Origin of the sequence: Rhizobium sp. rho-13.1, from assembly GCF_007000305.1 — a bacterium.
Lineage (GTDB): Bacteria > Pseudomonadota > Alphaproteobacteria > Rhizobiales > Rhizobiaceae > Rhizobium > Rhizobium rhododendri.
The window spans coordinates 379655-392046 of the sequence record NZ_SCFL01000002.1; the positions used below are offsets into that span (position 1 = coordinate 379655).

Here is a 12392-nt window from a genome sequence, read left to right on the forward strand (position 1 = left end):
GTTGACTAATCCACTGTTTGTTGACATGGTTCCGCGGAACGACAATAGTGCCCAAGCCGCCGCAAGGCGGCATTTTTCATTGCCGACGGCGGCGTTGCAGGACAACAGCCGTCACGTCCTGATCGATCGAAGGAATTGCGCCATGGCCGAAGCCGCGCCACTCTACGACACCTATATGCGCGCGCCCCTGCGGTTCGAGCGAGGCGAGGGCGTATGGCTGATCACGGAAACGGGCGAGCGCTATCTGGATTTCGGCGCCGGCGTCGCCGTGTCGTCGCTCGGTCATGGACATCCGCACCTTGTCGAAGCGCTGAAGACGCAGGCTGAAAAAGTCTGGCACCTGTCGAACCTCTATGAGGTCCCGGGCCAGGAAATGCTTGCCAGGCGGCTGACCGATGCGACCTTCGCCGACAAGGTGTTTTTCACCAATTCCGGTGCCGAGGCGCTCGAATGCGCCATCAAGACGGCCCGCCGCTACCAGTATTCGAAGGGCCATCTGGAAAAATTCCACATCATCACCTTCGAAGGCGCCTTCCACGGCCGGACGTTGGCGACGATCGCTGCCGGCGGCCAGGAAAAATACCTCGAAGGCTTCGGCCCGAAGGCCCCCGGCTTCGATCAGGTTCCGTTCGGCGACCTCGAGGCCGTCAAGGCGGCGATCTCGGATGCGACCGCAGCGATCCTCATCGAGCCGGTGCAAGGCGAGGGCGGCGTTCGCCCGGTTGCCAAGGAGTTCATGCGTTCGCTTCGCGAACTCTGCGACGAGCACGGCCTGCTGCTGATCCTCGACGAGGTCCAGTCCGGCGTCGGTCGCTCCGGCAAATTCTTCTCCCACGAATGGTCTGGCATCACGCCTGACATAATGGCCGTGGCCAAGGGCATCGGTGGCGGCTTTCCGCTCGGTGCGTGCCTCGCCACTGCAGAAGCTGCCTCCGGTATGAAGGCCGGCACCCACGGCTCGACCTATGGCGGCAATCCGCTGGCCATGGCCGTCGGCGGCGCGGTGCTGGACGTCATTCTTGCCGAAGGCTTTCTCCAGCATGTCAACGACGTATCCCTGGTCTTCCGCCAGGGGCTGGCATCGCTCAAGGACCGTTATCCCGACATCATCGAAGAGGTGCGCGGCCAGGGGCTGCTGCTCGGTATCAAGGCGGCGATCCCGGCTGGCGAACTGCTGCATGCCATACGTGCCGAACACCTGCTGGGCGTTCCCGCCGGCGACAACGTCATTCGCCTGCTGCCGCCTCTCATCGCTACTGCCGAAGACGCCCGCGAAGGTCTCGCCCGCATCGAGCGTGCCGCAGAAGCATTGCGCGCCCAGAAATCCCGCAAATCGGCTTGAATTCTACGTCCGTGGGTTCCGGGCTTCGTGCCCGCCACGGGCGTTTTCATTTTTGGAGCACAGCTAGACATGGCCTCCCCGAAACACTTCCTCGATCTCTCGACTGTTGCGTCAGGCGACCTGCGCAAGATCCTCGATGACGCAATCCTCCGCAAGAAGGCGACAAAGGCTGGTACTGCCGGCCGGCCGCTGGAAGGCAAGATGCTGGCGATGATCTTTGAAAAGCCCTCGACCCGCACCCGCGTCTCATTCGATGTCGGCATGCGCCAGCTCGGCGGCGAAACGCTGTTCCTCTCCGGTACCGAGATGCAGCTCGGTCGCGCCGAGACCATCGGCGATACCGCCAAGGTCCTGTCACGTTACGTCGATGCGATCATGATCCGTACCACCCAGCACTCGCGCATGCTGGAAATGGCGGAGCACGCAACGGTGCCGGTCATCAACGCGCTCACCGACGACACGCATCCTTGCCAGGTGATGGCTGATATCATGACCTTCGAGGAGCACCGTGGTCCGATCAAGGGCAAGACGGTCGCCTGGTCCGGCGATGGCAACAATGTGCTGCATTCGCTGATCGAGGGATCGGCGCGTTTCGGCTATCGCATGAATATGGCGGTCCCCCTTGGCTCCGAGCCGAAGGATCACTATTTGAACTGGGCCCGCAATCAGGGCGCCGAGATCATGCTCAGCCATGATGCCGACCGTGCGGTCGCCGGCGCCGATTGCGTGGTGACCGATACCTGGGTTTCCATGAATCAGGAGCATCGGGCCCGTGGTCACAATGTCTTCCAGCCCTACCAGGTCAATGCGGCTCTGATGGCAGAGGCAGGAAAAGACGCTTTGTTCATGCATTGCCTGCCCGCCCATCGCGGCGAAGAGGTGACTGACGAGGTGATCGACGGCCCGCAATCCGTTGTATTCGACGAGGCGGAAAATCGCCTCCATGCGCAGAAGTCTATTCTTGCATGGTGCCTGGGCGCGATCTGAGATCAACCAAGCCGCCGTTGTAAACGGTGGCTGCCTGGGCGGCCATCCGCCGGCAGCAAGGAGTAGACCCATGCCAGACAGTGCAGCAGCGCTGGGAGAGTTCGGTTATGCCGGCGACGATCATGTTGTGCCCTTCCAGGTCGCGAGCCTCGATGTGCGCGGCCGTGCCGTCCAGCTCGGCCCGATGCTCGACACAATCCTCGAGCGCCACCATTATCCGGCACCGGTGGCAAGGCTGCTGGCCGAAACCATCGTACTCACCGTGTTGCTCGGCACGTCGCTGAAGTTCGAAGGCAAGTTCACTGTCCAGACCAAGGGCGACGGACCGGTCGACCTGCTGGTGGCTGATTTCTCGACACCGGAAAACGTCCGCGCCTATGCCCGTTTCGATGAGGAAGCACTGGCCTCCGCCATCAAGGCCGGACAAACCGAGCCCGAGCAACTGCTCGGCAAGGGCATCCTCGCCTTTACCATCGACCAGGGCCAATATTCGCAGCCCTACCAGGGCATCGTGCCGCTCGACGGATCGTCGCTGGAAGATATAGCCGGCGTCTATTTCCGCCAGTCGGAGCAGATCCCGACCCGGGTTCGTCTCGGTGCCGCCGAGTTGTTCGACCGCGACGAGGCCGGCAAGCCGCGCCATCGCTGGCGGGCAGGCGGCGTCATTGCACAGTTTCTGCCGGACGCGCCGGAGCGCATGCGCCTGCCGGATCTCCACGGCGGCGACGGCGACGAGAACGCCATCGACCACACGGACGACGACGCCTGGGCCGAGGCCCGCTCGCTGCTGGAAACGGTCGATGCCGATGAACTGACCGATCCATTGGTCGGGACCGAGCGCCTGCTCTATCGGCTGTTCCACGAGCGCGGTGCCCGCGTCTACGCCCCGCAACCGGTCTTCGACCGTTGCAGCTGTTCACGCGACAAGATCAAGGGCGTACTGCAGGGATTTTCTGCGGAGGAGATGGCGGAGAGCGAGGAAGACGGGCTGATTTCCGTCACTTGCGAATTCTGCTCGACAACCTACCGCTACGAGGCAGCGGAGATACTGGTCAAAAGCTGATAGAACAGGCGCCGTTTTCGGGCGGCGTCAGTTCAGCGTCCGCATCAGGCCGGGCGAATCCAGCGAGAAAGCCGGGATTTCGACCTCGAACGTTTCGCCTCGGTCGTTTTCCATGGAGTAATGGCCGAACATCATGCCCGAAGGCGTATCCAGCGGGCAGCCGGACGAATATTCATAGGTATCCCCGGGGTTCAACTGCGGCTGTTCGCCGACGACGCCGGGACCGGTGACTTCGTCGACCTGGCCGTTCTGGTCGGTGATATGCCAGTAGCGCGTAACCAGCCGGACTGCCGATGTCGAGTGGTTTGAGATGACGATCCGATAGCCCCAGACATAGCGGCTGTCTTCCGGATCGGATTGCTCCTCCAGATAGAACGGCTCGACGATGACTTCGATATCTCGTGTAAGGGCGCGGTACATCCCAGCCACCTTCAATGAATTTGGTTACGATATCCTCTAGCCTTCAACCTTCGTCAAGGAAGGGAAGCCTAATTAAGGCCAAATGCGATGGCTGACGCGGCCTTTTGAATATTAAGGATAATGTGCGGGGTTAACACGGACCCGGCGTGTCGCCGCCCGGCAAGGCCGGGCAGCCTGTTTGGTATCCGATCAGGCCGAGACCTTCTCCAGCGCCTGGGCGAAATCCTCGATGAGATCGTCCGTGTCCTCGATGCCGGCCGAAAACCGTACAGTGCCGGGGGAAATTCCGAGCTCGGCGCGATCCTCGTCGGTCAGGTTCTTGTGGGTGGTGGTGGCTGGATGGGTGATCAGGCTCTTGGCGTCGCCGAGATTGTTGGAGATCTTGACGATTTCCAGCGCATTCTGCAGCGCGAACGCCGCTTCCTTGCCGCCCTTGAGTTCCATGCAGACCAGCGTAGAGCCGCCGGTCATCTGCTTGGCGATGATATCGGCCTGCGGATGGTCTTTGCGGCCGGGATAGATCACCTTGGCCACCTTGCCGCTGTCGGCAAGGAAGTCGGCAATGCGGCTGGCATTTTCAGTCTGCTGTTTGACGCGCACCGGCAGGGTCTCGGTACCCTTCAGCAGCGTCCAGGCGGTAAACGGCGACATAGCGGGGCCGGTGTGCCGGTAATAGTCCTGCAGGTGCTCGTCGACCCAGTCCTTGTCCGACAGAACGACGCCACCGAGCGAACGACCTTGTCCATCGATATGCTTGGTGGCCGAATAGACGACGATGTGGGCGCCGAGTTCGAGCGGCTTCTGGAACAACGGTGTAGCAAACACATTGTCTACGACAAGCTTGGCGCCGATCTGGTTGGCGAGTTTCGCGACGCCGGCAATGTCTACCACCTCGAGCGTCGGATTGGTGGGGCTCTCCAGGAACATCACCTTGGTGTTCGGGCGTATGGCCTGTTCCCAGTTGGCCAGATCGCGGCCGTCGACCAGCGTGCATTCGATACCGTAGCGCGGCGCCAATGTCTCGACGACCCAGCGGCACGAGCCGAACAGGGCGCGGGCAGCAACGATATGGTCGCCTGCCTTCACCTGGCAGAGAATCGCCGCGCTGACCGCCGCCATGCCTGATGCCGTCGAGCGCGCTTCCTCGGCGCCTTCCAGCATGCACATGCGCTTTTCGAACATGTCGTTGGTCGGGCTGCCATAGCGCGCGTAGATGAAGCCTTCCGTCTCGCCCTTGAAGCGGGCTTCCGCCGCCTCCGAGCTGTCGTAGACAAAACCCTGTGTCAGATAGATTGCTTCGGATGTCTCGCCGAATTGCGAGCGCAACGTGCCGCCATGGACAAGTTGTGTTGCGGGGCGCCAAGTCTTGGTCATGCCATCACCACCTTCGTGATACAAAAAAACCGGTCGCAAAAGCAGACCGGTTTTCAACCCGGTCTTTTTAGCCATTTATTTAACGTGGCTGCAAGCCGACCGGCCAAATCACCACGGGATAAGACTGCAATACTGCCGTTGGCCGCTTGCGTCAATTCCCCGTATTTGGTTTTGTCTGGGGCAAAACAAGGCCCGTATATGGTTTTGTCCGCGACAAAACAAGGATTGAGCACATGGCTCGCGACACTGGAATTTTGGCGGATCGCGCCATTGCCGCTCTTTTCGACGCCGGTCGGCTGACGACCGAAAGGGAGCTCGATTTCGATCAGATCCAGCCGGCGAGCCTTGACCTGAGGTTGGGGGCGAAAGCGTTTCGCGTCCGTGCGAGCTTCATGCCGGGTCCGAACAATCTCGTCTCCGATAAACTGGACCGGCTCAGCCTGCATGTCATCGACCTCAACGAAAGCGCCGTGCTCGAGACCGGCTGCGTCTATATCGTGCCGCTGATGGAGCGTCTCGACCTGCCATCGGACATGTCCGCCTCGGCCAACCCGAAAAGCTCGACCGGCCGCCTCGACATCTTCACCCGCGTCATCACCGATTATGCGCAGGAGTTCGACAAGATCCCGGCCGGCTATTCCGGGCCGCTCTACCTGGAAATCTCGCCACGCACCTTCCCGATCGTCGTGCGCCGTGGTTCGCGCCTGTCGCAGATCCGTTTCCGGATCGGCCATGCCATGCTGTCTGAGCCGGAATTGCTGACGCTGCACGAGACCGAAACTCTCGTCGCCAGCAAGAAGCCAAACGTGACCGGCGGCGGCATCGCACTGTCGATCGACCTCGTCGGCGACGGCAATGGGCTGATCGGCTATCGCGGCAAGCATCACACGGCGGTGGTCGATGTCGACAAGAAGGCCCAGCACGACATTTTCGATTTCTGGGAGCCGCTCTACAGCCGCGGTCGGACCGAGCTTATCCTCGATCCCGACGAATTCTACATCCTGGTCTCGCGCGAGGCGGTGCACGTGCCGCCGGACTACGCCGCCGAAATGACCCCTTACGATCCGCTGGTCGGTGAATTCCGCGTCCACTATGCCGGCTTCTTCGATCCCGGCTTCGGTCATGCGCCAGCCGGGGGACGTGGCAGCCGCGCGGTGCTCGAAGTGCGCAGCCACGAAGTCCCGTTCATCCTCGAGGATGGCCAGGTCGTCGGCCGCCTCATCTACGAGCACATGCTGGAGCTCCCGGCCAGCCTCTACGGCACCGGCGCCGGCTCCAACTATCAGGCGCAGGGCCTGAAACTCTCCAAGCATTTCCGCTTGTAACCAGCCATCCCGACCGGCCATTCCATCTTGACAGCCCGGCCGAACTGTTGGAAGGCTTCGCGCCGTGCGGGTGTAGCTCAATGGTAGAGCAGCAGCTTCCCAAGCTGAATACGAGGGTTCGATTCCCTTCACCCGCTCCAGTCATTTCTTTGTCCGACCCGTTGAGCGGACAGGCAGAGCTTTGAAGCTCTCGCCGCAGATGTGCTACCGCAACACACCTTCCCGAACTTGACACGGCTGTTGTGATAAACTGTAGGTACCAAGGATTTTATTCCTCTTGGCGTCTTTACGAATGTTAACACTTAGATTAACCTCGCGCGTGGATGGGGATGGGACGCCTCGATCTCAAGGCCAGGCGACGATGCTGTCACACGATCAGATATGGAGTGCAATCGACGGGCTTGCCGAGCGGCATGACCTGACGCCCTCCGGCCTCGCGCGTCGTGCAGGTCTCGACCCCACCTCTTTCAACAAATCCAAACGACTGAGTGCCGATGGCCGCCAGCGCTGGCCGTCGACGGAATCCATTGCCAAGGTGCTCGATGCAACAGGGGCCAGCGTCGAGCAGTTCATGGGATTGCTGCGGCCTGGGTCCATGCCGTCAGGCATGCCGGACGGTGCCTTTCCGCCGCAGGCGGGCTCTATTCCGCTGCTGGGCTTTGCGCAGGCCGGAGCAGGCGGCTTTTTCGACGATGGCGGCTTTCCGGCGGGGCAGGGCTGGGATGTCGTCGAGTTCCCGGCGACCCCGGCGCAGAAAGCTGGCGTCTACGCGCTGGAAGTGCAGGGCGACAGCATGATGCCGCTTTATCGCGATGGCGACGTGCTGATCGTCGAGCCCGGTGCGCAGGTCCGGCGCAACGACCGCGTGGTTGTTAAAACGCGTGAGGGCGAGGTCATGGCCAAGGTCTTGCTGCGCCAGAGCCCGAAGTCGATCGAGCTTCTGTCGCTCAATCCGGCCCATCCCAACAGAAGCATCGAGCTTGTCGATGTGGAGTGGATGGCGCGGATCATCTGGGCGAGCCAATAGGAAAGTTGTCTTGATGCGTTCCCCCACTCTGCTGACCGGTGTCACCGGCGCCGTGGCCGTCATGGTCCTGGTCTACGTCGGGCTGACGGCGATGAACCTGCAGCCGCATATCACCTTCGGCGATCCGGCACCGCGCGTGGCCAGTCTCGACAAGCCGCCGGAGAAGCCGGATGCACCGCAGCCTGTGACAGCGGCGCCTGAGCCTACGGCGTCTCCGAAAGTTTCGGAGCAGCCCGCGACTTCCTTGGCGCCGGCGCCGGCGCCGACACCACAAAGTTCAGACAATTCCGCTGCTAGTGAGATGCCGGCCCCCGCGCCGTCGTCATCTCCCGCCGAGCCAGCGCCAGTGTCGCCATCGACCCCGGTTCCACCTTCTGAAGCACCACCGCCGCCCGCCGCTGCAGTGCTGCCGCCTGCTCCGCCTGTCGTGGCGGCTACATCGCCGCGGCCGGCAACTCCGGAGCCGGGCGCAACCGGCCAAATGCTTCCCTCTCCCGAACCCGCGTCGCCCAGCGCTCCCGCTGTCGCGGCCTTGCCGCCCGCTGCCCCGGTAACTGCCACGTCGAAGGAGGCGACAAGCCCGTCGGCGGCATTGCCGGACCGGACGCCGCCGGTTGCCACGGCCGAACCCCCGTCTTCACCGGTGGAAGACAGCGCCATTGCCGACAGAATGGCGCCGCCGCCGATGCCTCCGTCCTCTCCGACTCCGCCGACACCCCCGGTGCCGCTTGCAGCCTCGGTTCCGACGCCGCTGACGAGACCGCAGCCGCCAGCGGAAAAACTTGCCAGCGCCGAGCCTCTGCCTTCGGATGACAAGGACGCGGTCGCATCTTCGGGCAAGCAGGCACCGCCGACGCAATCTGCCGCGCTGGCGCCGCAGCCGGAGCGGCCGGAAGGCGATGCTGGCGCCACTCCGCAAGCGAATGCGGACCTGAAGCCGATCGATCTCTCCCGTCCCTTTGCCGAGCGCGCCGGTATCCTCACCATCGGTGGCAGGAGCGTGCAGCTTGCCGGCATTGTGCCAACCGATCCGTCACGCAGCTGTACCGGCCCGAATGGCAAGGAATGGCCGTGCGGCACGCTGGCCCGTACCGCGCTCCGCTCCTTCCTGCTTGGCAGGACCATCACCTGCGACGTGCCCGACCCTGAGTGGAAAGGCTCGATCACGGCAGATTGCCGGTTTTCGAGGGTTAATCTCGGCGACTGGCTGGCGCGCAATGGCTGGGCCGAAGTGGCCGCAGGCTCGCCGTTTGCCGGTGCCGCGGACGAAGCCCGCAAGGCCGGCCGTGGCGTCTATGGCAACGATCCGCGCAAAAAGCATCAGTCGACATTGGCGCCCGAGCCGCCGAAGGAAGATCCGCTCAATCCCATCTGACGCCGGAAGTTACTGTCGGCCATCAGGGATTTTATCCCGACCCTTGTTATCGCTGGCGTGACTTCCTACTCTCGGGGAAGCTTAGAGGGACACATATTATGAATGCACAGCTTTCCGCCCAGGACGCCCTGATCTACGTCATGGTCATGGCTTCAGCCGTCGACCGTACCATGAACGACCGGGAGCTGGGCCGGATCGGCGAGCTGATCGAGGCATTGCCGGTTTTCAAAGGCTTTGACGAGGATCGCTTGATCGCCGTATCGCGTGATTGTGCGACCTTGCTCTCGGGCGCCGAGGGGCTGGACATCGTGCTGGAGACGATCCGCGACGCCGTGCCGCCCCGCCTCTACGACACCGCATACGCGGTTGCAGTCGAGGTCGCCGCTGCCGATCTTTCGGTGACTGCCGAAGAGCTGCGGTTGCTGGCGATGCTGCGCGACCGGTTGCAACTCGACAAGCTCACCTGCGCTGCAATCGAGCGCAGTGCAATTGCCCGCTACCGCAAGGCCTGATCCAAGCCTAATAGAGGCTGGTCGGGAAATAGCGTCGATAGATTTCCTGAAGGCGACCGTTGCGCGATAACGTCGCCAGCGCGTGGTTGATGGCTGCCGTCAGATCGGTATCCTGCTGACGCAACATGACGGTCATCCCTTCGCCGAGAAACTGTTGCGAAAGATAGGGGCCGTCGAAGAGGGCGCAGCATTTCTCTGCCGCAGGCGATGTTGTCCAGAAGGACAATTGCAGCCCGTCGGCAAAGGCTGCATCCACCGAACCGCTTTTCACGGCTGACAAAAGCTGCGCGCTGTCGTCGAATTCAACAGCCGTGATGGCCGGAAAGAAGGCCTTGAGCATCGCTGCATGCGCTGTTGCCTTGATCACGCCGACGCGCTTGCCCGAAAGCGCCGCCGCCGTAGTTCCGGGGAGGTCGGCTTTGAGATTGCGGACGAAGCGCGCCGGCAACATCAGATAGGGCCTCGAGAAAGCGAACTGGTTTCGCAGATCCGCTGTCACCGCGATGCCGGCGAGCACGGCGTCGCCCTGCGATGCGGCAAGCGCCGGACGAAGTTCGCCGAACGGCAATGCCTGGATCTGGCATCTGTCGGCAATTGCCAATTCTGCGCAGATTTCGCGAGCGAGATCGACATGGAAGCCGGCAAGCTTTCCGGACTGGTCCAGAAAATTGAAAGGCGGGAAGTCGGTTGCGGTCAGAAAACGCAGGCGAACCAGCGACGAAAGATCGGGTTTTGGCAATCGCTCACGGGAATCGAACAGGATTGGCAGGTTGCCAACAGGCTTTTCATCGGCAAAGGTTGACTGCGGCATGAGAAAAGATGAAAATATCGCGCATACCGTGTAAAAACCCCTTAAATTGAGGGGTGATTTAAACCTGCGCATGATTATCATCCAAGGCTAAGCGGCGTGGGGCGTTGCATTGCGTAAGGATGTATCACCTTGATGCGCTTCGGGGAATATCCACCACAAGCGGCAAGCACGGCGGCTGTGGCGCTATCAGACATCGTTGGTGAAATACTGCCGGCAGATGCGGCACTTCCCGTATTCTTCGGTCGATTGCAGGCAGAGGCCGTGGCACTGGAACGGATCGGCATAGGCCGGCCCTATGTCGCGACGGCAGCCGCAGCGGCGCTTCTCAACGGAACGCGTATCGAACAGGAGCTGTTGGCGGGAACGCTCGTCCGGGAGGATGCCTACTACGGCGCCATAGCCCGGGCTCTTCGAGTGCCGTTTACCGAAACAATCCCCGGTGGCAGCGTCATTGATATCGCCGGCCTCGACAGCCAGCTGTTGCGACCGACCACGCTGCGGGTCAATCATCCGCTTCGCCCACCGCTCACCCTGATCGCGCCGCAGATCGATCGGCTGGAGGAGGTGGCCGTCCTGCTGAGACGCTACCCGGACCTGAAGCACAGTCTGATAGTCACGACGCCGGGCGCCATTCGCGCCGCCGTATGGCAGGCGGGTGCGGATCGTCGCGTCCGCAAGACAGTCGGCGACCTGTTTGAAAGCCAGCCGGGGTTCAGCGCTCGCGTTGTCTTCCATGGCTATCAGGGGTTTTATGCCGGCGTCGGGCTAAGCCTGCTGGCGGTCGGGCTGGTTTCGGATCCGAACACCCAGACTATTCTGCATGTGCTGCTGTCCTTTTCCTATCTCACCACTCTGATGCTGCGGGGTCGCGCCGTCGTCCAGCGTCGGCGGCGGCGGCCAAGGCTAGCTGTCGATCCCTGTGGCCCGTGTCCCGTCTATACGGTGATGATCGCGGTCTATGGCGAGGCCGAAATCGTGCCGCAACTGGTGGCGACGCTGAAGCGGTTGGACTGGCCCGTCTCCAGGCTCGATATCAAATTCGTCTGCGAGGCGGACGATCGCGAAACGATTGCGGCCCTGCGCGCCCAGACGCTGGGACCGCAATTCGAGATCGTCGAGGTGCCGCCGATGCATCCGCGCACGAAGCCGAAAGCGCTGACCTACGCACTCAACGGTGCGCGGGGCGCCTATGTTGCCGTCTACGACGCAGAGGACCGCCCACATCCCCAGCAATTGCGGGAAGCGTATGCCAAGTTTCGGAGTGCGCCGGCCGATGTAGCCTGCCTGCAGGCGCCGCTGGTGATCGGCAATGGCGGCGAGAACTGGATCAGCGCCATGTTCGCGCTGGAATATTCGGCGCTGTTCCGGGCGCTTTTGCCGATGCTGGCAAGGTATCGCATGCCGCTGCCGCTCGGGGGCACGTCCAATCATTTCCGCACCGATATCCTCCGGTCATCCGGCGCCTGGGATCCATTCAACGTCACGGAAGATGCCGATCTCGGCATGCGGCTCTATCGCCTCGGTTATCGCTCCGATGTCATCGATCGTCAGACCATCGAGGATGCACCGACCGGCATAGCCATCTGGTCCCGGCAGCGCACGCGCTGGTTCAAGGGCTGGCTGCAAACCTGGCTGGTGCTGATGCGAGACCCGCGGGGCCTGCAGCGCCAGATGGGCTTCAAAGCATTCGCCATATTCCAGCTGCTGATCGGCGGAATGTTGCTCTCGTCGCTCGGTCATCCGCTGATCATGCTGTTTCTGCTGCGGTCGCTGACGGCGATGCTGCATGTTCCAACGGAAGCAATTTCATCGTTCGATATGACGATGTTCGTCATCGATTTTTCCAACATCTTCGGGAGCTACGCCATCTTCCTGTTGCTCGGTACTGCGGCGATGATCGCGCCTGAAAAAAAGCGTATCCGCTGGCGATGGATGACGGTGCCGTTCTACTGGATGCTGGTCTCGATCGCCGCCTGGCGTGCGGTGATCGAGCTCCGGACCAACCCGTTCCATTGGCACAAGACTCCGCACCGGCCATCGACACCCGCTCTGTGATGGCTATTGCCGGGCAATCGGGGCCCTTGGAGGAATAGAAGGTATTCCGCGATAATTTACCGCCGGACCATGGACATACCTCCGCCTTTTCGGCAAATCCC

General features: G+C 62.0%; 11 protein-coding genes, 1 tRNA gene and 1 riboswitch. Of the genes, 9 read left to right on the top strand and 3 right to left on the bottom strand.

What is annotated here, in order from left to right; translation table 11 throughout:
• Nucleotides 1-142: 142 nt before the first annotated feature.
• The 3 genes from EQW76_RS08310 (at nucleotide 143) to EQW76_RS08320 (ending at nucleotide 3392) form a co-directional block, all read left to right on the top strand.
• On the top strand, nucleotides 143-1342 hold the full coding sequence (locus tag EQW76_RS08310) for an aspartate aminotransferase family protein (RefSeq protein ID WP_142823939.1): 1200 nt from the start codon (nucleotides 143-145) through the stop codon (nucleotides 1340-1342).
• Between the two features lie 69 nt (nucleotides 1343-1411).
• Nucleotides 1412-2329, top strand: a complete 918-nt coding sequence (argF, locus tag EQW76_RS08315) for an ornithine carbamoyltransferase (RefSeq protein WP_111216608.1) — start codon at nucleotides 1412-1414, stop codon at nucleotides 2327-2329.
• Nucleotides 2330-2399: 70 nt separating this feature from the next.
• Complete coding sequence (locus tag EQW76_RS08320) at nucleotides 2400-3392, top strand: Hsp33 family molecular chaperone (RefSeq protein ID WP_142823940.1); 993 nt, start codon at nucleotides 2400-2402, stop codon at nucleotides 3390-3392.
• 27 nt (nucleotides 3393-3419) lie between these two features.
• Here EQW76_RS08320 and apaG read toward each other — a convergent pair whose 3' ends face one another.
• Nucleotides 3420-3812 (bottom strand): Co2+/Mg2+ efflux protein ApaG, encoded by a 393-nt coding sequence (gene apaG, locus EQW76_RS08325; protein ID WP_142823941.1) that lies wholly within the window; start codon nucleotides 3810-3812, stop codon nucleotides 3420-3422.
• Nucleotides 3813-4001: 189 nt separating this feature from the next.
• Nucleotides 4002-5186 (bottom strand): O-succinylhomoserine sulfhydrylase, encoded by a 1185-nt coding sequence (locus tag EQW76_RS08330; RefSeq protein WP_142823942.1) that lies wholly within the window; start codon nucleotides 5184-5186, stop codon nucleotides 4002-4004.
• A 46-nt stretch (nucleotides 5187-5232) separates the two neighbouring features.
• Nucleotides 5233-5311: riboswitch (SAM riboswitch) on the bottom strand.
• A 108-nt stretch (nucleotides 5312-5419) separates the two neighbouring features.
• On the opposite strand from EQW76_RS08330, the gene EQW76_RS08335 reads away from it, so the two are divergent.
• The 5 genes from EQW76_RS08335 (at nucleotide 5420) to EQW76_RS08355 (ending at nucleotide 9425) form a co-directional block, all read left to right on the top strand.
• Entirely contained in the window at nucleotides 5420-6511 is a 1092-nt protein-coding gene (locus EQW76_RS08335) for a 2'-deoxycytidine 5'-triphosphate deaminase (RefSeq protein WP_142823943.1), read from the top strand.
• A gap of 66 nt (nucleotides 6512-6577) precedes the next feature.
• Nucleotides 6578-6651 (top strand) — tRNA-Gly (locus EQW76_RS08340).
• A 221-nt stretch (nucleotides 6652-6872) separates the two neighbouring features.
• Nucleotides 6873-7538: a helix-turn-helix transcriptional regulator gene (locus EQW76_RS08345; protein WP_142823944.1), complete on the top strand. Its 666-nt coding sequence runs from the start codon at nucleotides 6873-6875 to the stop codon at nucleotides 7536-7538.
• 13 nt (nucleotides 7539-7551) lie between these two features.
• Nucleotides 7552-8913 carry a thermonuclease family protein gene (locus tag EQW76_RS08350; protein ID WP_142823945.1) on the top strand — a complete coding sequence of 454 codons (1362 nt, stop codon included), beginning with the start codon at nucleotides 7552-7554 and terminating at the stop codon, nucleotides 8911-8913.
• A 98-nt stretch (nucleotides 8914-9011) separates the two neighbouring features.
• The gene (locus tag EQW76_RS08355; RefSeq protein ID WP_142823946.1) at nucleotides 9012-9425 is read left to right on the top strand and encodes a tellurite resistance TerB family protein; all 414 of its coding nucleotides are present in this window, start codon (nucleotides 9012-9014) and stop codon (nucleotides 9423-9425) included.
• 7 nt (nucleotides 9426-9432) lie between these two features.
• Here the strand turns inward: EQW76_RS08355 and EQW76_RS08360 are convergent, their stop codons facing one another.
• Nucleotides 9433-10236, bottom strand: coding sequence for a transporter substrate-binding domain-containing protein (locus tag EQW76_RS08360; RefSeq protein WP_224128224.1), 804 nt, complete (start codon nucleotides 10234-10236; stop codon nucleotides 9433-9435).
• Nucleotides 10237-10368: 132 nt separating this feature from the next.
• Between EQW76_RS08360 and EQW76_RS08365 the strand changes: the two genes are divergently transcribed.
• Complete coding sequence (locus tag EQW76_RS08365) at nucleotides 10369-12291, top strand: glycosyltransferase family 2 protein (RefSeq protein WP_142824444.1); 1923 nt, start codon at nucleotides 10369-10371, stop codon at nucleotides 12289-12291.
• The last annotated feature ends 101 nt before the right edge of the window (nucleotides 12292-12392 follow it).

What these genes read in the sequence shown, in the direction of transcription:
- EQW76_RS08310 (WP_142823939.1), top strand. Translation starts at nt 143, where the DNA reads ATGGCCGAAGCCGCGCCACTCTACGACACCTATATGCGCGCGCCCCTG.
- argF (WP_111216608.1), top strand. Translation starts at nt 1,412, where the DNA reads ATGGCCTCCCCGAAACACTTCCTCGATCTCTCGACTGTTGCGTCAGGC.
- EQW76_RS08320 (WP_142823940.1), top strand. Translation starts at nt 2,400, where the DNA reads ATGCCAGACAGTGCAGCAGCGCTGGGAGAGTTCGGTTATGCCGGCGAC.
- apaG (WP_142823941.1), bottom strand. Translation starts at nt 3,812, where the DNA reads ATGTACCGCGCCCTTACACGAGATATCGAAGTCATCGTCGAGCCGTTC.
- EQW76_RS08330 (WP_142823942.1), bottom strand. Translation starts at nt 5,186, where the DNA reads ATGACCAAGACTTGGCGCCCCGCAACACAACTTGTCCATGGCGGCACG.
- EQW76_RS08335 (WP_142823943.1), top strand. Translation starts at nt 5,420, where the DNA reads ATGGCTCGCGACACTGGAATTTTGGCGGATCGCGCCATTGCCGCTCTT.
- EQW76_RS08345 (WP_142823944.1), top strand. Translation starts at nt 6,873, where the DNA reads ATGCTGTCACACGATCAGATATGGAGTGCAATCGACGGGCTTGCCGAG.
- EQW76_RS08350 (WP_142823945.1), top strand. Translation starts at nt 7,552, where the DNA reads ATGCGTTCCCCCACTCTGCTGACCGGTGTCACCGGCGCCGTGGCCGTC.
- EQW76_RS08355 (WP_142823946.1), top strand. Translation starts at nt 9,012, where the DNA reads ATGAATGCACAGCTTTCCGCCCAGGACGCCCTGATCTACGTCATGGTC.
- EQW76_RS08360 (WP_224128224.1), bottom strand. Translation starts at nt 10,236, where the DNA reads ATGCCGCAGTCAACCTTTGCCGATGAAAAGCCTGTTGGCAACCTGCCA.
- EQW76_RS08365 (WP_142824444.1), top strand. Translation starts at nt 10,369, where the DNA reads ATGCGCTTCGGGGAATATCCACCACAAGCGGCAAGCACGGCGGCTGTG.